Consider the following 20303-nt stretch of genomic DNA (forward strand, 5'->3'; position numbering starts at 1 on the left):
GAAAACTAGTGTAAAGACAAATGGGCCTGTGATACGATGATATAGGTTATCAGTTAAGGAAGAGGGTTTTAAGTAATGACTTGGGAGATTTTTAATGCGATTGGAACCATAGCCTTTGCCATAAGTGGAGCTATCGTAGCATTAGAAGAGGATTATGATATTTTAGGAGTTTATGTCTTAGGCATGGTTACGGCTTTTGGAGGCGGAACCACCCGAAACCTGTTAATCGGTGTACCGGTATCGGAAATCTGGGATCAGGGGCCACTTTTTATGATGGCTATTTTTATTATAACGATTGTATTTTTGTTTCCTTCAGGGGCACTGAAACATTGGGGAAGGTGGGGCACATTCACGGATGCCATAGGCCTTTCCACTTTCGCGATTTTAGGAGCCATGCATGCAACAGAGATGAATCATCCGTTAAGTGCAATTATTATGGCTGCATTACTTACAGGAAGTGGTGGCGGGATTATCCGTGATTTACTTGCTGGAAGAAAACCATCTGTACTAAGAGAGGATATTTATGGTGCATGGGCTATGCTTGCAGGCTTACTGATCGGTATAGATCTGGTAAACCAGACTTGGGGGTTATACCTCTTATTTGTCGCGGTTGTTACACTCCGAATGCTTACAGTAAAGTATGGGTGGAAGCTCCCCCACAGACAGTTTACAGATCAAAAGAAGGCACATATGTAGTGAAGCTTGATTCTTGGATGAATCAAGCTTTTGCTTATACTAAATTTCTTTTATATCAAACGACACAACCCGGTCTGTGTTTGGGTTATAGACAACTGTACCACGAACGGTTATCGATTCCTGTGGGGACTGTAAAAAATAATCATATACTTCTCTCGTTTGATTATTCGTTACCGACGTTTTTTCCACGGATTGATATTCGGTTACTTTATAGTTTGGATAGGCCGTCTGCGTTACTTCTAACAGATACTTTCCCCATTTTTCCTGTTCCAGTTGAGGTGAAGGTGTGATTTGAATGTTCAGAACACCTATCTGAGGATTTACTCCTAAAGCCTCAAATGCTCTCCTGTGAAGATTAATACGATTAGGTGGATATCCTTGAACAGTATCCACTACAGTTACGATAATCTCCCTTTGATTATTGGGGTTCGTAATTTTTAACATTTGACCACAACGGTAAGGGGCATTCAGACTGACAGATGCAGTCATATATTCATTTGTGGACCATGGAATACCACACTTGGTAACCTGTCCCCCCGTTGTCCAGGTTGCCTGACCCTGTATGCTTTGCTGTCGATATGCATCCACAGCTGGAAACTGTGAATTCGGAAGTGGGTTGTACGTATATGGATGAAACGAGTAGAAGTTTTGCCCATACCCATAAAAATCGTTTGTAAACATACGCTCTCCTCCTGTCATAAGTCTCTCACTCATTGATAGTGTATGTACCCAGGAGGTTAAATCGTGATTGGAAATTAGCAAGGAACACAAAATCGACAGCTGGACGTGGCTGTATTTGGTTTAATTTAATCATTCCCCAGACGATCATTACCCAGATACAAGGCATGTACCTGGGTAATGATCATGTTATTCACTCATAAAGTTTTGATATTCTTCTTCTATTTCATTTAATGTCTGATCAAATTGCTCGCCCCAATGGTCATTCTTCGTTTGAAAAATAACATTTCCGTCCGAATCCAGCATTCCATAGCCGCGATACGCAATATCACCGTTTTTCATGCCCATTTTATCAATCACTTTTAACTCAGGATCAGCAAGAATTGGGAGACTTTCGCCAAACACTCGCTTAATTTCATCGTATAAAATCTTTTGTTCCTCAACCGTGTCCTTACTTATAATATAAGTATCAACGTTCAGGTTAAGGTCCTCCAGCGTGTCTAAATTCTGATGCAACTGAACCAGTTGCTGCTGACAAATACTTCAGGTGTAAGTGGTAATAAAAAAGAACAGGACAGGTTTTTCTCCAGGTATATTTACCTCTTCTCCTGCATGATTCTGCAGGGTAACCGGCTCATCTGCCGCTGGAGAACAAGCTGTCAGCATTACCCCAAATACGAGTAACAGGGTAACAACTTTAGACTTCATAAATAGACTCCTTCCTGAAAAAGCTTATTCATATTCCTTTTCAAATGTTTTTGTGCTTCTTACTGTATCAATCGGTCGTACCATGTCTTCAATTTCTTCCCGTTTCGCTTCTAAAAATGGAGGTAAAGATAACTTTTCCCCTAAAGTTTCATATGGTTCATCGCCCATAAAGCCGGGGCCATCTGTTGCAAATTCAAATAAAATTTGAGGTGCCACATTCGCATACAATGATTCAAAGAAGAAACGGTTGACGTATCCAGATGTCCGGAAGCCAAACTTAGCCATCCGCTCAATCCACTCTTCCAATACATCACGATCTTCTACGCGAAAGGCTGCATGGTGAACGGTACCAAACCCCTGTCTTGCCTGAGGAAGGATTGTGTTATATTCTACAATAACCCGGGCACCGTTTCCACCTTCTCCTACTTCAAACAGATGCAGGGAACCTTCCTGATCAATTTCTTTGAACTGAAGTACCGTTTCCATCATTTTTTTAAAGTAGTCAAAGTTGTCCACACGAACATGAATAGGTCCTAGGCCTGTTATAGCGAATTCTAATGGGACAGGTCCTGTTTTCCACGGAATCCCTGCCTTCACCCCATCAAGATTCTCATCTGAGATCAACTGATATTGCTGATCATCAAAATCAACAAAAGACAGGGTGTTAACACCGAATTGTTCTTTAATTCCTGAATGCTTTACTTTAAGTCTATCAAACCTTTTTTCCCAATACTCCAACGCTTCATCACTCGGTACACGGAAGGATGTTTTAAAAATTTCATTCGTACCATGCACTCCCTTGGGAATCCCGGGAAAATCAAAAAAGGTCATATCTGTACCAGGATTGCCCTCATCATCTGCAAAGAATAAATGATAGGTTTGAATATCATCCTGATTCACAGTTTTCTTAACCAAACGCATCCCCAGGATATAGGTGAAAAATTCATAGTTTTTCTCCGCACTGCTGGTTATGGCTGTGACGTGGTGCATCCCTTTTATTCCATTCATACTTAAAGCCTCCATCCAACGTTTTATTCATCATAAAGGTTAACCTGTTAAATCAATGAATATTATCTTTAAATTATTTATCTTTAATTCGAAATAAATATATCATGATTCGTATGATCTGTCAAAATCATTCATTCTAATAAGCAAAGGATTTTAAGTCCGGGAAAAGGATATAGTAAAATATAGCTAACTTTTTAAAAGAGGTGTTTATATGAAAATTGAAGTATGGTCTGATTTTGTATGTCCATTTTGTTATATAGGTAAGCGCAGATTAGAACAGGCCTTACAAAAGTCCCCTCATATTAATGATGTAGAGTTAGAATACAAAAGCTTTGAATTAGATCCAAACGCTGAGGAGTATAATGGAAAAAGCATGGCTGAGTTAATTGCCGCTAAGTATGGTATGAGTATTGAACAGGCAAATGAGAATAATGAGCGATTGCGACAACAGGCAGAAAGTGTTGGCTTAACCTATCATTTCGATACGATGAAACCGACCAACACATTTAAAGCTCATCGGCTGGCTAAATTTGCGAAGAAGCACGGAAAAGAAAAAGAAATAACAGAAAAACTACTATATGGCTATTTTACCGAATCCAAAAATTTAAGTGACGATGATGTGCTCGCAGATATAGCTGAAAATACCGGCTTAGATCGTGAGGAGTCATTAACCATCATTAAGGATGACAATGCTTATGCGGATGATGTGCGAATGGATGAAAGAATAGCCCATCAATACGGAATATCTGGTGTCCCTTTCTTTATTCTGAATCAAAAATATGCCATTTCAGGTGCACAGCCACTGGAAACCTTTATAAGTGCATTAGGTAAGGTCTGGGAGGAAGAAAATCCAAAACCCCAATTTGAGGATTTATCAGGAGAAGGAACTAATAACGCGTTTTGTGCGGACGGAAGCTGTGCTATACCGACGGATGATAAATAAAGTTAAAAACCTGGCTATTTTGCAATAGGCAGGTTTTTAACTTTTTCCATTAATTTTTGATCTGTTTTTGATGTTCGTAACAATAAACCTTTCCATTAAAACGGTCATTCGTCAAACAGTAATTCTTCACTTTTTCTGAAACCCTCTTCTGACAGATCACACATTTATACTGTTTATCAGAGGTCTTTTTTGATTGCAGGCTCTGTACATGCATTTCTCTTAATGATGAATCCGTGATATTTTCCTGGCTTAAGGTTTCATAAATTTCTATTATATTCTTTTCTGACAGTAATGGTTCACTGTGGAGACGTTTTAAACTTCTTACTTTGCGGTTTATAAACTCAGACAATTCTAAGTCATAAATAATCAGTTCATCTGATGATATCTTTCGTAATTCAGGCTCTATTTTAAATGTACATCTTTTTGTAAAGGAAACTAGAGAAATAAAGTGATTATGGAATCCAGGGTGAATAATATTCTTTATTGCCTTAATATGACCGTAATTTTGGTGGAATGGATTCATCATTTTAAAGTTCCCATTTACAGACCATGTTTTACGATTTCGTCCTCCGTAAATGGTTCCTTGATAGTTTTTGGTTTCAAGAACAAAGATTCCATATGGAGATAGAATAATATGATCGATTTGAGAATACCCTGACCTCGAACGCGGATTTTTAATCATAATGTCACTCAGGTACTTATACTCATTAGGAAGTTGATCCAATTCAATATTAATCTTGTATTCTCCTAATTCACCTTTACGGGATGCAATTCTTTTCTGGTCTTTATTTTGCTTTATCCGTTTTTGATTTTTATCACTCTTTTTTGACGTCGCTTGTTCTTTTTTTCTAAACAGATTTAAAAATGGCATCAATTAATCTCCTTTTCCTATCAAACAAGTTCCTAAAAATACCTGGCCATATGATGGTTCGTAAATTCATAGCCCATCTTTTGATATAGATATACAGCTCGTTGATTATGAGCAAACACATGCAGGCCAATCTTCTTTAATCCAAGTTTTTGTGCATAAGTATCTAACGCACTCATACTCATTTTTCCCATTCCGTTCCCTCGAAATTGTTCGTCTATGAAAAAGTCATAGATAAATGCTTCTTTACCCAAATTGGTCCATTTAATATGTAACCATAACATCCCGATATGGTTGTTATCGTGGAAAATAGACAATAATTGATGGTTTTCTGTGTTTAATCCATCTGGAAGCAGCTTAGTGAATTGATCTTGTGCTTTCTCCAGTGCCTGACTCTTGTCTAAATTCCCTGCTCTAACAGATTCTTCTGCAAATTGTTTGATTGACTTTTCAATATAATCAGAATAAACATCTTCTGTCATAGGCTCAAACTTAATATCCATTTCCTGCTCATCCTCTCCTTTGTTAAAATTTAAATAGTTTAATAGACGATCTAGCTAAAGAATATTTTACCATAAATTTCATGTAAAAACTTATAGCTAACCCTTTCACCAAAACAAGGATGACTAAAATAAGCCATCCTTGTTATGTATCCTTTACTGCTGCTGATTATTTTGACTTTGCTGTGCTTGCTGAAGCTGCTGAGTAGCTTGCTGTAATTGCTGTTGAGCCTGTTGGAATTGCTGCTGCTGTTGTGGCTGTGCAGATGCCTGTGCCTGCTGAACTTGCTGTTGGGCCTGCTGCAGCTGCTGCTGTGCTGCCTGAATGACTTGTGGATTTGCTTGCTGAGTAGCTTGCTGTACAGCCTGCTGAGCCTGCTGCACCGCCTGTTGTGCCTGCTGTGCCTGTTGTTGATTTTGTGCGATAATGAATTCCTCCTTTCGTAATTACCTTTTTATGTTTTTTAGAATGTGGTTCTTTTATTCATGTTTCTGAGAATTGTTGCAAACATATTGTTTTTCAAATAAAAAATGCATACCAGGAAATAAATCCTGGTATGCAAATCTTTAAATAGAGTGGACTTTTATAATTACCGAAAGTTTCTATTATTTTCGATTTCTCTTGAAACCAACACATAAAAAATAGTCGATACAAGGGAAATCAGTGTTACGCATAACGTACGTTTCATGTAAGAACCCCTCCCTTATTTTGTCCCATATTAAAAGAGACTAAGCTTACCTTTTTTAAGTACAAGGCCCGGGCCACCGAGCATGAATAAGTAACGGTTATCGACAACATTTTTCATCGTTTTTGCCGGTTTTCCGAATAACTGACGATCAAATACAGTTCCAATGGCTTCAGAACCACCAAGGGATGCGACTGTACCCTTGTTTTCGAACTTATATTCCTGCATAGGTCCACCGTAAATTAAAGATGCAATGTTCTGTGCTGCTGTATCTGCCTGCTGCATGGCATTCTGCGCATTTGGCGGATAAGGACGATCATTTTCTTTATCCATTACCCAGGCACAATCACCCAAAATAAAGATATCTCTGTATCCTGGAGCACGCAGATCATTATTAACTGTTACTCTACCTTTTGTAATTTCAAAGCCTGATTCTCCAAGAATAGAATTCGCTTGTACACCACCAGTCCATACAACGGTTCCGGCTTTAATTTCTTCACCTTCCCCTACGACAAAACCATCCTCTTTGCACTCTTTAATCATTGTGCCCGTTCTGAATTCTACACCACGTGCTTCCAAAGATGACTTGGCATAGGTGACCAATTCTTCATCAAAGCCTGGCAGAATACTTGGAGCAGCCTCCACATTGATGATACGTGCCTTATAACGAGGAATATCATATTTTCGGCACAGTTTTTTAACGCTTTCAGTAAGCTCACCAACAAACTCAATTCCGGTAAACCCAGAACCGCCTACTAAAATTGTCAGCAGTTCCTCTTTATTTCCTTCTTCATTCTTATAACGGGAGAATTGATACTCAATATGGTCGTAAATTAAACGACTGGAGTCAATTGTCTGAATAGCAAATGCGTTTTCTTTCATTCCTGATATGCCAAAAGTAGCACTCTCAAACCCGAGTCCTACAACAAGAATATCATACTGTAATTCGCCATTCTCAAGTACGACTGTTTTCTCATCCTTTTTAATCTCAAGAACAGAATCCTGGATAAGGTTAACCCGGTGTTTCGTATCAATGACATCACTGATCATCATACGAACCTGATTCTGATTAATCGTTCCTGCTGCTACCTGATGCAGCCAGGTGGTTTGATAGTGATAATTATGTTTATTGACAAGTACAATTTCAGCTTGTTCTGGACGTAGGAGCTTGGTTAATTTTTTTGTTGTCATCATACCTGCATATCCGGCACCCAGGACGACAACTCTTGGTTTCTGATTACTCAAAACAAATCCCCTTCCTCTATATTTGACAGCAGAATCATGTGTCAAATAATTTTTCTTTAATTAGCCTCCAATTACTACTTTATCAATAATTGAACGGTTTTTACAGTCAAAACCATTAACTTTTCATAACCTGACTAATCATCTGACATAATAAAAGTGTAATGTAATGAATGGAGGGCAGAATGATATGTTTCGATTCTTAAAGCCTATTCTTATTTCCATATTGATTTTGTGCCTTGCCCTCTTCCCCTTTGCAACTGAAGCGAAACAGGATCAATCAGAAACGATTTCTGTGAAACTGCTCGGGGTCAACGATTTTCATGGTCAATTGGAAAGTATGGAAAAAGGAGATAAAAGGCTGGGGGGTGCGCCGTACCTCGCATCCTACTTACATCAATACCAAATGGAATCTGATGAAAATACCCTGCTTGTCCATGCAGGAGATGCGGTTGGGAATAGCCCGCCCATTTCGGCCTTTTTACAGGATGAGCCGACCATTGAATTCTTAAATCGCACTGGCTTTGATGCTGGTACAGTAGGTAATCATGAATTTGATGAAGGCTTAACAGAACTGAAACGACTGATTTACGGAGGGCACCATGAAAAAACCGGCTATTTTCAGGGGGCAGATTTTCCGTATACAGTGGCTAATGTTATTGATAAAAAAACAGGTAAGCCCATCCTCCCCCCTTATATCATCAAAAAAGTACAGGGTGTTCCAATTGGAATCATTGGAGTTGTCACAACTGACACAAAATCAAGGGTTGACGAAGAACATGTCAGAAATCTCGAATTTAAAAGTATTACGGATTCCCTTAATCAAACGGTAGAAGAATTAAAAGAAAAAGGTGTAAAAACCATCGTTGTGCTGGCGCATGCTTCAGCAAACTCAAAAAAAGATGGCTCAAAGCCTTCAGGAAAAATACCGGAAATCTCACCAGAGCTTGACGATGAAATTGATGTCATTTTTGCCGGACACAACCATAAATACGCCAATACAGTTGTAGACAATAAATTGATTATCCAGGCCTACTCAAAAGGAAAAGCTTTTTCTGAAGTAGATCTTCAAATAGATCCCCTTACCGGAGATGTCATTTCTAAAAAGGGTAAGGTAATTAAAACCTTTCATAAAGGAATAAAACCTCACCCTCAGCTGAAGGAGTTTGTCAATGAACTGAAACTTATAAAACATGTCCGATGAATCTACTCATGCCCGTTGTAACAGAATCAAACCATTTATACCTCTCATGATTTCTTTATCTGCATTTTTATAAAGAATCGGCTGTATAAGCCGATTCTTAGCCTTTATTCCACTTTTATCGGGACAATCTCTCCGTCCTCAACAGCTGCCACTCGAGTATTGATTTCAAATCCGCCATTTTCATCAATACCAGGAATAACGTATACCTTTTTATCTTCTGGTAAACCGTCTAATCCGGATTGAATATTTTCATAAATCGTTTTTGCATCCTCTGTATTACCAGCTGCTTTCATCGCCTCAACAAAAATATACATAGAAACATAATGAAATCCAGCTTCAGAACCAGGGTCCTCATCATATTTCTCATGATATTTTTTCACAAATTCTTCAGTTCCGGGATAATTCGCATTAACGAGAGGCATTGTACCAATTGAACCTTCTAATGGCTTGTAGGATCCACCAATAACTTTTTTCATTTCATCCAATTTCGCCTGATCCATAATCATAAATCCACCTTCATAACCGAGATCACGTGCCTGTTGTACCACTTTTGCTGTAGGTTCAGATGGCCCGCCAACTAGCATCACATCAGGATCGTTTTCTATAGCATTGGTGAGTAAAGTGAAGAAATCCGTGTCTTTTGAAAAATCAATTGAGGCATTATGAACGACTTCCCCTCCCTGGTCTTCCCAGTGAGGAATCAAACCCTCCGCCCAATCCTTTCCATACTGTGTAACAGGTGGTAGTGCAGCCAGTTTATTTCCGAAACGATCCATCATGTACTTCGTGAAAGGTTCAACATAACCCGCATAGCTCGGAGGTATTCGAACCGTTAAAGAATTCCCTGTTTCTGTAATGGCGGGCTCACTTGTATATGCGCCAATAATAAAATTTTCCTGTTCATTAAATACTTGCAGGGCTTTAACTCCTCCGCTATGTGGAGTAAAGATAATGGGCGTATTATGTTCTTGAACTAAACGTCTCGCATTTGCTGCTGCCTCATTAGGAAGATACTGGTCATCAAGTGTTTCAAGATTAATCGTATAGGTCGTTCCATTCACTTCAAAGCCTTCGTCATTAATTTCCTCAACAGCCATTTCCAAGCCATTTAACGTATTTTCTCCATAATAGGCAGCAGCACCACTTAAAGGTCCGGTATACCCAATGTTGACAACTGCCTCACCATTTCCTCCCGCTTCTTCTCCGGAGCAAGCTGCCAAGATGAAACCAAGAATGACAAAACTAATTAAACTAAAAAATGCTTTTTTCTTCATATTCAGCCTCCTATTTATAATATTCAGATATTTATTCGCAAAAAATATCTGATCCTGCTAAGCCCCGATATAAGCTTTTCTCACCTTTTCATTGGCAAATAACTCTTCAGAACTTCCCTCAACAACAATTTTTCCATTTTCATAAACATAACCTTTGTTGGCAATTGCTAAAGCTGCATGAGCATTTTGTTCGGCTAGTAGAATAGTAGTTCCTTCCCTGTTAATTTGCTGGATACTTTCAAACATTTGATCAACAATTAGTGGAGCTAAACCAATTGACGGTTCGTCTAACAACATAAGTTTTGGCTTAGACATTAATGCTCTTCCTATTGCCAGCATTTGCTGCTGACCTCCACTTAAGGAGCCTGCCGGATTTTTTCTTTTTTCATATAAAATTGGAAATAGCTCATAGACTTCTCTAAGTGTCTGTTTAATTTTCGCTTTTCTTTTTCGATGAACATAGGCACCCATCATTAAATTTTCCTGTACTGACATTTCAGGAAACAACTTTCGATCCTCTGCACATTGAACAATCCCTTTATTTACAATTCTATCTGGCGTTTGGTCATGAATAGGCTCATTCTCCAATTTTACACTTCCTGCTGAAGTTTTTTTCAGTCCACTTATGGTTCGAAACGTTGTACTTTTACCTGCACCATTTGCACCTAAAAGTACTACAATCTCACCCTTATCCACACGAATATTTATGTCCTCCACAGGAGTGAAATTTCCATATTTTACAGACACATTTTCTAAATCAAGCACTCGTACTCCCTCCTAAATAAGCCTTTATGACTTCCTCATTACGATTAATTTCATCAGGGGGCCCTTGAGCAATTTTTTCTCCATAGTTTAATACCATGATTTGTTCTGCTAAATTCATAATCATTTGCATTTTGTGCTCGATCAAACAAATGGTCAGGCCTTTTTCAGCCATTTTTTCAATTAACTCGGATAGTTCTGCTGTTTCATCCGGATTAATGCCTGCGGTTGGCTCATCAAGAAAGACGATTTCCGGGTCGGTAGCCAGAGCAAGTGCGAATGCGACACGTTTTTTCTCTTCTTGTGAAATATTGGCAACCCGTTGATCGACGGCATGATTGAGTCCCACGAATTGCAAAACCTGAATAGCCTTTTCTTTACATTGCTCTTCTTCACGTTTTAATCGTCTAGTCCTGAATATCGAATCAAAAAGGGTCGATTTTGTTCTTAAACGGTGCCCTACTACCACATTATCGAAAACGCTTGCCTGCTCAAATAAATTAGTCGTTTGAAAGGTTCTGGCCACGCCTAATTTTGCTACTTTATTAGCACTTAAGCTGGAAATATCCCTGCCTTTAAAGATCACTTGCCCTGCAGTTGGACGATATAGCCCACTGACTAAGTTAAAAAATGTCGATTTCCCTGCACCATTAGGCCCTATAATGGCATTGATTTTACCTTTTTCAATCGTAAAATCCACATCTTTAACTGCAAATAACCCGCCAAATTGTTTCGTTAATTGTTTAGTTTCCAGTATCATCCGTCCACCTCCTAAACCTGTTCTTCCGCTTTTGTAAACTTTGCGCTTTTCTTAAGATTTCTTTTTGCATACCACTGGGAGAAGAGTCCGGAAATCCCACCAGGTGAAAAAATAACCATCAAAGTTAATAGAGGTCCAAAAATAAGCATGCGATAGTCCTGTAAAAACTGCAGATTTTGTGAAAGCCACACAATTAATAGCGTTCCAACAATTGGACCCGACAGAGTACCAATTCCGCCTACAATCATGTAAGTCAGCAAGTCAAAGGTGATGTTAATATTTCCTATATCAGGACCAATAAAGCGAATGAAACACGCATACAAAGTCCCCGCAATCCCTGCAAAAAATGTAGATAAAACGAAGGATAATAATTTGTTTTTTGTTGTAGATATGCCTAAAGATAGCGCCAGATCTTCACTGTTTCGTATTGCAATGAAGGTACGTCCGGTTAAGGAATGAATCAGTCGATAGATCACAAGGATTACGAGTAACAAAATGGCAAAAACAAAATAGTATTGTGCCAATGGAGTTGACAGGTTAACAGGACCAATATTCGAGGGAGCCGGAATACCAATAAGTCCCCGCACACCTCCTGTAAGTCCTTCCCATTTATCAACAAGCAAGTAGATAATATATCCTACACATAGCGTGTAGATTGCAAAAAAATGTTCCTTTGTTCGAAGGGCGATTAATCCAATTAAAAAACCAACGGCTGTTGTTATCATTGGTGCTATAATAAATGCCGACCAGAAGCCAAGTCCTGCTTTTACAGTGAGTAAACCGAAAGCATAGGCCCCAATCGCAAAAAATCCTGCATGTGCTAACGATAAATATCCAGTGTATCCAGCTAGTAAATTCAATCCATAAACCGCGATCATCCAGATAAAGGCTAACGTCATGACATGAAGAAAATATTCATTTTGTGTTATAAATGGGAAGAGTATGGCTAAAAGAATTAGGCCGATGACGATATTTCGACTTTTAAAAATTGATGTCATTTAGGCTTCCCCCTTTGAAAAAATCCCCTGAGGCTTAATGGTTAGAATAATAACCAAAAGTGCAAAGGAAATAATATCACTGTAATTACTAGATAGATAAGTGGCCCCAATACTTTCACTAAACCCAATAATATAGCCACCAAGTATAGCTCCAGGAATACTTCCCATACCACCAATAATAATAATGACGAAAGCTTTTAGGATGACGAGGTGCCCCATACTTGGAAATACCAGATTTATCGGTGAGGTCAGGGAAGCACCAAGTGCAGCTAAAACACCGGCAATAAAGAACGTTAGCATTGCAACCTTATTGGTATTAATCCCAACCAAATGTGCACCTTCCCGATTTTGTGCCATGGCAATAATTGTTGCGCCTGTATAGGTTCTTTTTAGAAATAAATAAAGTAAGATCATCGCTACAACAGCCGTTATCACTATAATCAGCCTTTGCATGGTTACCGTTACACCAAATAAGTCTATAACCTGCGCAAAAGGCGTTTCCATTTGCTGATAGTCAGCTCCCCAAATCAATTGGGCCAATGATTCTAAAAATAACAACATACCTATTGCGGCAACTTTATGCTGAATGGGTGTTGAGTCTTTTAACGGATGAAATACCAGTCTTTCCATTAAAACACTTATAAACCCAACAACTATAATGGAAATAAAAAGTGAGATTAAATAGTGGAATCCTAAGGAGGACATCATGGTATAGGTAATATAGGCACCAATCATATACAAAGCGCCGTGGGCAAAATTAGGAATGTGTAAAATACCGTAAACAAGAGTTAAACCCAGAGCTACCAAACTATAAACACTTCCAACAGTTAGCCCGTTAAAAAGCTGTTGAAGGAGTACATCCAAATTCCCTCTCCCCTTTCATTGACACTTATGGAAGTGTATGGCCAGAGTCTCAAACTCTAACCATACCCATAACTGAAACCGCTTCCATTTGATTGCTGATAATGATTATTTCCCTTTAAAATTCGGCTCTCGCTTTTCTTTAAAAGCCTGAACCCCTTCTTTATGACTCTCTGTTGTTACAATGGTTGCCTGTGAAATTCTTTCAAGTTCAAGAATTTCATCCAATGTAGAGTTGTAGGACTGATTCGAAATCTTTTTAATAAATTGATAGGCTTCAGATGGTCCACTGGCAATTTTATCAGCAAATTTTTCAACCTGATCTTTAAATTCCGCCAGAGGATAGGTGTGGTTTACAATACCTAATGAGTGAGCCTTTTCTGCTGTAATAGGTTCAGCTGTAAACAATAGTTCTTTCGCTAAATACGGACCGATCAATCTGGGCAGAAAATAAAGACCTCCCCCATCTGAACTAAGCCCAACTCTCGAAAAACTTAAAACAAATTTACTCCCTTCCGCTGCTAAAATCATGTCACAGGCCAGAGCGAGATTAAATCCTGCACCAGCGGCATAGCCATGAACAGCTGCGATGATAGGTTTATTCAAATCTCTCATTGCTAAAATCAGATCATTAAGATTTCCAATATGATGATAAGTAGCCAAGGAATCAGCAGAACCCATCGTTTTGACATCACCACCGGCACTAAAACCACGGCCTGCTCCGGACAATGTAACGACACGTATAGAATCGTCGCTTTTCGCTTCCTCGATCGACTCTTTAAGACCTGACATCATTTCCGGACTAAAGGCATTTAGGCTGTCAGGCCGATTAAGCGTAAGATGCATCACCCCATTGTTTTTACTAACTAGCAAATGCCTGGTTTCAGTTTGTTCCATGAATCTTTCCCCTTTCCTTTTGATATTGTTCCGCCACCACAAACCTTTTATCTTTCACATACGGAACGATTGGAAACACATCTTTTTGAGAGACAAATTCCAGTTCCTGATCAAAACCAAACTTCATTAACATTTGACCTACACTTGACGATTGCAGGACTTCTGCACTTTTATTTTGTTTACTCTTAAAAAATTCGCAGGCAGCATATGCAGAATCGGATAATGACCAGTCAGCATGTGATTGTTCAAATAAGGCATGAATGAAATGACCAGCCCCATAAAAATCTTCTACATTAAACATTCCTGATGAGCCTGAGCATACTAAGATAATGGTTTCATTTTGATAATGTTTGAGCAATTGTTCAGCTACACGTTTAGCATTTAGCAGGGAAGCAACGAATACAAACTTGGAATGTACAGAATTACGGATCGCAACCGTACCATTTGTAGTAGATAAAATCACATTCTTATCAAAAACTTTTCCCTTTAGAGCTTTAGGATTAGGAGATTGAAAACCTTTTATAGGTAATCCCTCATATTCGCCTACCAGCAGATAGGAATCCCGCTTTTCATTACGGACAATCTGTCTGGCTTCATCCCCATTCAAAACGGGTATGACTGTACGGGCTCCATATTGAAGTGCAGTAGTGATGGTTGAGGTGGCAAGTAAAATATCAAAGACAACCACAAGTTTATCTCCTTGCAGTTTTTCTTTATTTAATTCTTCTTTTTTCAATAAAACATGTATTTTCCCCATTTATAGCACCTCAAATTTCAGATTTAAATTCGCTTACTTGCCATCTCAGACGCGTAATGAATTAAATTTTTTACAAAGAGGTCTAAGTGAGCAAAGCGCTCATCCTGCGTTTGACCTTTTTTGTAACGATAATAGATTTGCTGACAAATAACCGCCAACTTGAAATAAGCAAAAGTAAGATAAAAATTCATATTTGTCACATCACGGCCGCTTTTTCTCGCATAAGACTCCATAAATTCCTTTCTCGTCATAAATCCGGAGCGGGCTGTAATTGGCTCATCCCCCAATCCTCTTTTTAGTAAATCGGAGTCATTCGCTTCAATCCAATAGCTCATGGCGACACCTAAATCTGCCAATGGATCTCCTACGGTGGTCATTTCCCAATCAAACAGCCCTATCACATCATTAAAGTCATCATTAAACATGGAATTGTTCAACTTAAAATCATAGTGGATAATAGCTGGTTCTGGAGAATGAGGGATATTATCTGCCATCCAGCTGGTTAATTGATCAATTCCGTCAATTTCATCCGTTTTAGAACGTTCATATCGTTTAATCCAGCCATGTACCTGCCTCTCGAGGAATCCTTCTGGTTTTGTTATATCTTTTAAACTCGTTTTTGTGTAATCAATACTATGAAGGTTGACTAGTGTATCAACCATCCGTTCAGATATTTGCCTGCAGAGGTCTTCTGTAACCTGTACTCCATCTGGGAAATGTGAATCTAAAACAACCCCATGTTTTCGTTCCATAACAAAAAATGGCCGGCCAATCACATTCTGATCTGCTAATACGTATGGTTTCGGTGCGGGTGAAAAATATGGATGGATTTCTTTTAAAATAGTATATTCCCGTTCCATATCATGAGCTTTGGGGGCTACAGGTCCGAGTGGTGGACGTCTGAGAACACCTTCCCACTCCCCAATTTGTAAAGCATAGGTTAAGTTAGATCTTCCTGCACCAAATTGTCTAATCTCTAACGGAGCATTGGGTAAGTCCTGAATGTGCTTTCTTAAAAAAGTTTCAATAACTTTTACGTCCAGTTCTTCTCCCTTACGAATGGGGATTGTGTCTGACATGGTTCTCCTCCTTTAAACTTATGTTTCCCGTTCAATAATGGCTGAAATTCCTTGGCCTCCGCCAATACACGCTGTTATGAGTGCAAGCTTCCCACCGGATCTTTGTAATTCATATACAGCCTTTGTCATCAAAATAGCTCCTGTTGCACCAAGTGGATGACCGTGGGCTATCGCCCCACCATTGACATTCAGCTTATCAGGGTTCATATTCAGTTCCCGGTCAACAGCAAGAACCTGTGCCGCAAATGCTTCATTTAGTTCGATCAAGTCCATATCCTCTAACGTGAATCCACTCTGTTCCAACACTTTGTGGGTAGCTGGTACTGGACCAATTCCCATTATATTTGGATCGACACCAGCAACCGCTGATTGACGGATCACAGCCAGTGGCTTTAAACCTAGTTCATCAGCTTTTTCTCTTGACATGACGACAAGTGCTGAAGCTGCATCGTTTAAACCAGAACTACTGCCTGCTGTTACTGTTCCATCCTTTTTAAAGACAGCTTTTAATTTAGACAGCCCTTCCAAGGTAGTATTTGGGCGTGGATGCTCATCCTTTACAAATTGAATAGGATTTCCCTTTCTTTGAGGAACTTCAATGGGAATCATTTGATCATCAAAACGGCCCTCTTCCATTGCACGAGCCATTCTTTGCTGACTGCGGTGTGCAAATTCATCTTGTTCTTTACGGCTAATCTCATATTTTTCAGCTAAATTTTCTGCTGTTATCCCCATAGGCGGATCACCAATATCCTTAGGCGAAAGCTGCGATTTTCGTATCTGAGGCGGAACAGGGCTATAAGGTCTTTCAGGGCGATCCATCAAATAGGGTGCTCGACTCATACTTTCTGTTCCGCCAGCTACATAAATATCTCCTGATCCAGCCTGGATGGCTTGAGCGGCGAGAACAACAGCATTTATCCCTGACCCACATTGGCGGTCAACGGTTAAACCTGGCAGATTTAATGACAATCCTGTTTGCAGAGCTGTTAATCTGGCAATATTTCCACCACCGCTTAACACATTACCCATAATGACATCATCGATATTCTCCGGCTCCACATTAGCTCGATTAATGGCTTCTTTTATCACCTCCGCTCCAAATACATGCGCCGGGACAGAAGCTAATGTACCTCCTTGTCTGGCGATTGGCGTACGGACAGCTGATACAATCACTGCATCTCGTTTCATTTATTTCTCCCTCCTATAAAGTGAAACTTCCCAGTAGGGGTTTTCTCCATCCCCCGCTGATGGTTAGTTGAACTTATCAGGAATTTACTGACCGTTTATCCTCTACTTAGTCTCGTTGGGGTACCTTCAAGACTTGAAGTAGGGTTATTACGGCCAGTTCATGCGTGATAAATTCCTGACAGAATTTCCATCCTTCATGTTTGCACGTACCTTTCCGTTTATTGATATTTTTTCAGTTCTTGTCTGGCTACGGTACGACGATGGACTTCATCAGGACCATCTGCCAAGCGTAACGTTCGAATATTGGCCCAGCTTGCTGCAAGTGGGAAATCCTCACTTACACCTGCTGCTCCTAATGCCTGGATAGCACGATCAATAATCTTCAAGGCCATATTTGGCGCTACCACCTTAATCATGGCAATTTCTGCTTTCGCTTCTTTATTTCCGACTGTATCCATCATATAAGCTGCCTTAAGAGTTAATAATCTCGCTTGCTCAATATCCATTCTTGCGTCTGCTATCCATTCTTGAATGACACCTTGTCGGGCAAGCTCTTTCCCAAATGCTTCCCGGTTCTGTACCCGCTTACATAAAATTTCTAAGGCTCTCTCTGCTGCACCGATTGTTCGCATACAATGATGAATACGTCCAGGTCCTAATCTTCCTTGTGCAATTTCGAACCCTCGACCTTCACCTAAAATCATATTTGATGCAGGTACTCTTACGTTGTTGTATTCGATTTCCGCATGACCATGTGGAGCATGATCATATCCAAAGACAGGCAATGTCCTCTTCACATTTACCCCAGGTGTATCAAGTGGTACAAGAATCATAGATTGCTGTTTATATTTTGGAGCTTCTGGATCGTTTTTCCCCATAACAATCGCAATTTTACAACGTGGGTCTCCCGCACCTGATGACCACCATTTCGTTCCATTGATGATATACTCATCTCCATCACGGATAATACTTGCTTCAATGTTCGTTGCATCTGATGAGGCCACATCCGGCTCAGTCATCGAAAAACAGGAACGAATCTTACCATCCAGAAGGGGATTTAACCACTCATCTCTGTGCTCCTTAGATCCATATCGTGCTAACACTTCCATATTTCCTGTGTCAGGCGCTGCACAATTGAATACTTCAGGTGCGATGGCAGACCTACCCATGATTTCACATAAAGGAGCGTATTCAAGATTGGAAAGCCCTGCACCGTATTCACTCTCTGGCAAAAACAAATTCCACAATCCCTGTTCCTTCGCTTTTTGCTTTAATTCCTCCATAATAGGAGGAACTTTTGCAAAACGGTTCTGTTCATCTATCTGCTCACTATATGTCTGCTCGTTTGGATACACATACTCTTCCATAAAATGATTCAGTTTTGCTTGATATTCTTTCACTATTTCTGAATATTCAAAATTCATGAGCCACACTCCTACTAATTTTAATCAGGCTCGACCTCCTATCGATTTAGACGTCTGAAACCAAAAGGATAAGAGGTCATGTGCCTGATCGTTTCAATACTTAATATTTTGCAAAACGGACTTTCCCTTTAATAACGGCTTTATCGTCCTGGTTTACAGCCGCTACTGCAAAATCCATATGTTCATTTGATTGATCGACTAAAGTGGCTTTTAAGGTAATGACATCATTTAAAAATACCATACCGGAAAAGCGAATCTGATAATCCTGAATAAATCCTTGCTCCAAATAAGGTGTAAATAGCTTACCTAAATTCCCCATCGTCCACATTCCATGTGCGATGATACCGGGAAGTCCTGCTTTTTTGGCTTCTTCATCAATTGTATGAATAGGATTAAAATCACCAGATGCTCCCGCATATTTAATTAAATCTAATCTTGAAACTGGTTCCAAGGTGACTTCTTCCAAGGTTTCATTCGGGTTCAGCTCTGCAATACTTTTCATACCGTCATCGCCTTCCTTACTGTTTCTGTAATTATGACCGTTTGTTCTTCAGTGAAAATCACTTTTCCATTAGAATCTTCCCCGAATCGTTTTAAAATAAAGAATCCCATTAGACCATTCTTACCTTGCTTTTCATAGTAATCTTTAACTTCCGAATAGCAATAGATTTTTTCTCCGACAAACAGAGGACGCTCATAATGATAAGTTTCCTCACCATGAATGAGTCCTTTTTTGGGTAATGGGAGTCCTTCAATTTCCCCGTATTCAAACACACGAGGAAAGGTTGGAGGTGCAATGTTCTGCCCATATCTGGACTTCCTGCCATACTCTTCATCAACAAAAATCGGATGTAAATCACCGATAGACTCAGCGAACCTCTTTACCAATCCGCGTTCGACAATATTTTTAATTTTTTTGGACGTTGTTCCAATATAAGCTTCCAGCATTCTCTTAAGTCCCACCCTTTTTTTAATCTTTTGGACCTCCTGCAACATAAATGACCTGGCCGTTAACGAATGAAGACTTTTCATCAGCAAAAAATGCAACTGCATTCGCAATATCCTCTGGTTTACCACTTCTGCCGACTGGAATTTGACTGACACTTGCCTGAACCAAATCCTCAAAAGAAATCCCAATTCTTTCAGCTGTTGCTTTCGTCATATCTGTTTCAATAAATCCAGGCGCAACTGCATTTGCAGTAATTCCAAATTTCCCAAGTTCGATTGCCAACGTTTTTGTGAACCCTTGCAATCCTGCTTTTGCTGTCGAGTAGTTGACTTGACCTCGATTGCCCAGCGCTGATGTAGAAGATGTATTAATAATACGACCATACTTTTGTTTAACCATATATTTTTGAGCAGCCCGAGCGGCATTAAACGATCCCTTTAAATGTACATCCATTACCTGCTCCCAGTCACTATCCGTCATTTTAAAAAGCATGTTATCACGAATAACTCCTGCATTATTAACTAAAATATCAAGAGAACCAAATTGGGAAACGACCTCTTCCATAGCGGACTCTACTTCATCTGAATGTACAACATTTGCCTTTTTCACATAAATGTCATACCCTTGTTCCTTAAATTCAGCCTGTGTTTCGTTTAATGCTTCTTCATTCACATCAATAATCGCAACTTTGGCACCATCTTCAGCAAACCTTTTGGCAACCCCTTTTCCAATTCCACGACTGCCGCCTGTTACAAATGCAACTCTGCCTTCAAATTGATTACTCATTCAAAACCCTCCCAGTTATTTTTGAAAAATTC

24 protein-coding genes are annotated in these 20303 nt (G+C 39.5%); 3 read left to right on the top strand and 21 right to left on the bottom strand.

Annotation, left to right across the window (positions count from 1 at the left end; translation table 11 throughout):
- Positions 1 to 75 precede the first annotated feature (75 nt).
- A complete protein-coding gene (locus ACZ5OK_RS09350; protein WP_343836233.1) occupies positions 76 to 696 on the top strand; it encodes a trimeric intracellular cation channel family protein in 621 nt (206 codons plus the stop codon).
- 39 nt (positions 697 to 735) lie between these two features.
- On the opposite strand, the gene ACZ5OK_RS09355 is transcribed toward ACZ5OK_RS09350, so the two are convergent.
- The 4 genes from ACZ5OK_RS09355 to ACZ5OK_RS09370 all read right to left on the bottom strand — a co-directional run bounded on the left by ACZ5OK_RS09355 (position 736) and on the right by ACZ5OK_RS09370 (position 3090).
- Positions 736 to 1377: a DUF3889 domain-containing protein gene (locus ACZ5OK_RS09355; RefSeq protein ID WP_343836235.1), complete on the bottom strand. Its 642-nt coding sequence runs from the start codon at positions 1375 to 1377 to the stop codon at positions 736 to 738.
- A gap of 186 nt (positions 1378 to 1563) precedes the next feature.
- Positions 1564 to 1914, bottom strand: a complete 351-nt coding sequence (locus ACZ5OK_RS09360; RefSeq protein ID WP_343837707.1) for a redoxin domain-containing protein — start codon at positions 1912 to 1914, stop codon at positions 1564 to 1566.
- 3 nt (positions 1915 to 1917) lie between these two features.
- Complete coding sequence (locus ACZ5OK_RS09365; protein ID WP_343836237.1) at positions 1918 to 2082, bottom strand: hypothetical protein; 165 nt, start codon at positions 2080 to 2082, stop codon at positions 1918 to 1920.
- 24 nt (positions 2083 to 2106) lie between these two features.
- A complete protein-coding gene (locus ACZ5OK_RS09370; RefSeq protein WP_425542159.1) occupies positions 2107 to 3090 on the bottom strand; it encodes a ring-cleaving dioxygenase in 984 nt (327 codons plus the stop codon).
- A gap of 211 nt (positions 3091 to 3301) precedes the next feature.
- Between ACZ5OK_RS09370 and ACZ5OK_RS09375 the strand changes: the two genes are divergently transcribed.
- Positions 3302 to 4033 (top strand): DsbA family oxidoreductase, encoded by a 732-nt coding sequence (locus ACZ5OK_RS09375; RefSeq protein WP_343836241.1) that lies wholly within the window; start codon positions 3302 to 3304, stop codon positions 4031 to 4033.
- 49 nt (positions 4034 to 4082) lie between these two features.
- Here ACZ5OK_RS09375 and ACZ5OK_RS09380 read toward each other — a convergent pair whose 3' ends face one another.
- The 4 genes from ACZ5OK_RS09380 to ACZ5OK_RS09395 all read right to left on the bottom strand — a co-directional run bounded on the left by ACZ5OK_RS09380 (position 4083) and on the right by ACZ5OK_RS09395 (position 7332).
- On the bottom strand, positions 4083 to 4904 hold the full coding sequence (locus ACZ5OK_RS09380) for a nuclease-related domain-containing protein (RefSeq protein ID WP_343836244.1): 822 nt from the start codon (positions 4902 to 4904) through the stop codon (positions 4083 to 4085).
- A 32-nt stretch (positions 4905 to 4936) separates the two neighbouring features.
- On the bottom strand, positions 4937 to 5383 hold the full coding sequence (locus tag ACZ5OK_RS09385; protein WP_464758747.1) for a GNAT family N-acetyltransferase: 447 nt from the start codon (positions 5381 to 5383) through the stop codon (positions 4937 to 4939).
- 174 nt (positions 5384 to 5557) lie between these two features.
- A complete protein-coding gene (locus ACZ5OK_RS09390) occupies positions 5558 to 5785 on the bottom strand; it encodes a hypothetical protein (protein WP_343836249.1) in 228 nt (75 codons plus the stop codon).
- 335 nt (positions 5786 to 6120) lie between these two features.
- Positions 6121 to 7332 carry an NAD(P)/FAD-dependent oxidoreductase gene (locus tag ACZ5OK_RS09395; protein ID WP_343836251.1) on the bottom strand — a complete coding sequence of 404 codons (1212 nt, stop codon included), beginning with the start codon at positions 7330 to 7332 and terminating at the stop codon, positions 6121 to 6123.
- 187 nt (positions 7333 to 7519) lie between these two features.
- Between ACZ5OK_RS09395 and ACZ5OK_RS09400 the strand changes: the two genes are divergently transcribed.
- On the top strand, positions 7520 to 8533 hold the full coding sequence (locus tag ACZ5OK_RS09400) for a metallophosphoesterase (protein WP_343836253.1): 1014 nt from the start codon (positions 7520 to 7522) through the stop codon (positions 8531 to 8533).
- 104 nt (positions 8534 to 8637) lie between these two features.
- On the opposite strand, the gene ACZ5OK_RS09405 is transcribed toward ACZ5OK_RS09400, so the two are convergent.
- The 13 genes from ACZ5OK_RS09405 to ACZ5OK_RS09465 all read right to left on the bottom strand — a co-directional run bounded on the left by ACZ5OK_RS09405 (position 8638) and on the right by ACZ5OK_RS09465 (position 20271).
- Positions 8638 to 9807 (bottom strand): ABC transporter substrate-binding protein, encoded by a 1170-nt coding sequence (locus ACZ5OK_RS09405; RefSeq protein ID WP_343836255.1) that lies wholly within the window; start codon positions 9805 to 9807, stop codon positions 8638 to 8640.
- Between the two features lie 57 nt (positions 9808 to 9864).
- On the bottom strand, positions 9865 to 10572 hold the full coding sequence (locus tag ACZ5OK_RS09410) for an ABC transporter ATP-binding protein (RefSeq protein ID WP_343836257.1): 708 nt from the start codon (positions 10570 to 10572) through the stop codon (positions 9865 to 9867).
- Positions 10565 to 11329, bottom strand: a complete 765-nt coding sequence (locus ACZ5OK_RS09415) for an ABC transporter ATP-binding protein (RefSeq protein ID WP_343836259.1) — start codon at positions 11327 to 11329, stop codon at positions 10565 to 10567. Before ACZ5OK_RS09415 ends, ACZ5OK_RS09410 begins: the two co-directional genes overlap by 8 nt.
- A gap of 11 nt (positions 11330 to 11340) precedes the next feature.
- On the bottom strand, positions 11341 to 12327 hold the full coding sequence (locus tag ACZ5OK_RS09420; protein WP_343836261.1) for a branched-chain amino acid ABC transporter permease: 987 nt from the start codon (positions 12325 to 12327) through the stop codon (positions 11341 to 11343).
- The gene (locus ACZ5OK_RS09425; protein ID WP_343836263.1) at positions 12328 to 13191 is read right to left on the bottom strand and encodes a branched-chain amino acid ABC transporter permease; all 864 of its coding nucleotides are present in this window, start codon (positions 13189 to 13191) and stop codon (positions 12328 to 12330) included.
- A 105-nt stretch (positions 13192 to 13296) separates the two neighbouring features.
- Complete coding sequence (locus tag ACZ5OK_RS09430) at positions 13297 to 14085, bottom strand: enoyl-CoA hydratase/isomerase family protein (protein WP_343836265.1); 789 nt, start codon at positions 14083 to 14085, stop codon at positions 13297 to 13299.
- Entirely contained in the window at positions 14072 to 14842 is a 771-nt protein-coding gene (locus ACZ5OK_RS09435; protein ID WP_343836267.1) for a 2-phosphosulfolactate phosphatase, read from the bottom strand. Before ACZ5OK_RS09435 ends, ACZ5OK_RS09430 begins: the two co-directional genes overlap by 14 nt.
- A 23-nt stretch (positions 14843 to 14865) precedes the next feature.
- Positions 14866 to 15921 (bottom strand): phosphotransferase family protein, encoded by a 1056-nt coding sequence (locus ACZ5OK_RS09440; RefSeq protein ID WP_343836270.1) that lies wholly within the window; start codon positions 15919 to 15921, stop codon positions 14866 to 14868.
- Between the two features lie 18 nt (positions 15922 to 15939).
- On the bottom strand, positions 15940 to 17112 hold the full coding sequence (locus tag ACZ5OK_RS09445) for a thiolase family protein (protein WP_343836272.1): 1173 nt from the start codon (positions 17110 to 17112) through the stop codon (positions 15940 to 15942).
- Between the two features lie 218 nt (positions 17113 to 17330).
- Positions 17331 to 18536, bottom strand: coding sequence for an acyl-CoA dehydrogenase (locus ACZ5OK_RS09450; protein ID WP_343836274.1), 1206 nt, complete (start codon positions 18534 to 18536; stop codon positions 17331 to 17333).
- Between the two features lie 100 nt (positions 18537 to 18636).
- A complete protein-coding gene (locus ACZ5OK_RS09455) occupies positions 18637 to 19038 on the bottom strand; it encodes a MaoC/PaaZ C-terminal domain-containing protein (RefSeq protein WP_343836276.1) in 402 nt (133 codons plus the stop codon).
- Complete coding sequence (locus tag ACZ5OK_RS09460) at positions 19035 to 19484, bottom strand: MaoC family dehydratase N-terminal domain-containing protein (RefSeq protein WP_343837709.1); 450 nt, start codon at positions 19482 to 19484, stop codon at positions 19035 to 19037. Before ACZ5OK_RS09460 ends, ACZ5OK_RS09455 begins: the two co-directional genes overlap by 4 nt.
- Before the next feature lie 22 nt (positions 19485 to 19506).
- Positions 19507 to 20271: a beta-ketoacyl-ACP reductase gene (locus ACZ5OK_RS09465; protein ID WP_343836278.1), complete on the bottom strand. Its 765-nt coding sequence runs from the start codon at positions 20269 to 20271 to the stop codon at positions 19507 to 19509.
- Between the last annotated feature and the right edge of the window lie 32 nt (positions 20272 to 20303).

The organism is Salinibacillus aidingensis (assembly GCF_055393355.1).

What these genes read in the sequence shown, in the direction of transcription:
- ACZ5OK_RS09445 (WP_343836272.1), bottom strand. Translation starts at nt 17,112, where the DNA reads ATGAAACGAGATGCAGTGATTGTATCAGCTGTCCGTACGCCAATCGCC.
- ACZ5OK_RS09430 (WP_343836265.1), bottom strand. Translation starts at nt 14,085, where the DNA reads ATGGAACAAACTGAAACCAGGCATTTGCTAGTTAGTAAAAACAATGGG.
- ACZ5OK_RS09350 (WP_343836233.1), top strand. Translation starts at nt 76, where the DNA reads ATGACTTGGGAGATTTTTAATGCGATTGGAACCATAGCCTTTGCCATA.
- ACZ5OK_RS09405 (WP_343836255.1), bottom strand. Translation starts at nt 9,807, where the DNA reads ATGAAGAAAAAAGCATTTTTTAGTTTAATTAGTTTTGTCATTCTTGGT.
- ACZ5OK_RS09450 (WP_343836274.1), bottom strand. Translation starts at nt 18,536, where the DNA reads ATGAATTTTGAATATTCAGAAATAGTGAAAGAATATCAAGCAAAACTG.
- ACZ5OK_RS09415 (WP_343836259.1), bottom strand. Translation starts at nt 11,329, where the DNA reads ATGATACTGGAAACTAAACAATTAACGAAACAATTTGGCGGGTTATTT.
- ACZ5OK_RS09435 (WP_343836267.1), bottom strand. Translation starts at nt 14,842, where the DNA reads ATGGGGAAAATACATGTTTTATTGAAAAAAGAAGAATTAAATAAAGAA.
- ACZ5OK_RS09460 (WP_343837709.1), bottom strand. Translation starts at nt 19,484, where the DNA reads ATGCTGGAAGCTTATATTGGAACAACGTCCAAAAAAATTAAAAATATT.
- ACZ5OK_RS09400 (WP_343836253.1), top strand. Translation starts at nt 7,520, where the DNA reads ATGTTTCGATTCTTAAAGCCTATTCTTATTTCCATATTGATTTTGTGC.
- ACZ5OK_RS09465 (WP_343836278.1), bottom strand. Translation starts at nt 20,271, where the DNA reads ATGAGTAATCAATTTGAAGGCAGAGTTGCATTTGTAACAGGCGGCAGT.
- ACZ5OK_RS09375 (WP_343836241.1), top strand. Translation starts at nt 3,302, where the DNA reads ATGAAAATTGAAGTATGGTCTGATTTTGTATGTCCATTTTGTTATATA.
- ACZ5OK_RS09380 (WP_343836244.1), bottom strand. Translation starts at nt 4,904, where the DNA reads ATGCCATTTTTAAATCTGTTTAGAAAAAAAGAACAAGCGACGTCAAAA.
- ACZ5OK_RS09455 (WP_343836276.1), bottom strand. Translation starts at nt 19,038, where the DNA reads ATGAAAAGTATTGCAGAGCTGAACCCGAATGAAACCTTGGAAGAAGTC.
- ACZ5OK_RS09365 (WP_343836237.1), bottom strand. Translation starts at nt 2,082, where the DNA reads ATGAAGTCTAAAGTTGTTACCCTGTTACTCGTATTTGGGGTAATGCTG.
- ACZ5OK_RS09440 (WP_343836270.1), bottom strand. Translation starts at nt 15,921, where the DNA reads ATGTCAGACACAATCCCCATTCGTAAGGGAGAAGAACTGGACGTAAAA.
- ACZ5OK_RS09385 (WP_464758747.1), bottom strand. Translation starts at nt 5,383, where the DNA reads ATGACAGAAGATGTTTATTCTGATTATATTGAAAAGTCAATCAAACAA.
- ACZ5OK_RS09370 (WP_425542159.1), bottom strand. Translation starts at nt 3,090, where the DNA reads ATGAATGGAATAAAAGGGATGCACCACGTCACAGCCATAACCAGCAGT.
- ACZ5OK_RS09420 (WP_343836261.1), bottom strand. Translation starts at nt 12,327, where the DNA reads ATGACATCAATTTTTAAAAGTCGAAATATCGTCATCGGCCTAATTCTT.
- ACZ5OK_RS09355 (WP_343836235.1), bottom strand. Translation starts at nt 1,377, where the DNA reads ATGTTTACAAACGATTTTTATGGGTATGGGCAAAACTTCTACTCGTTT.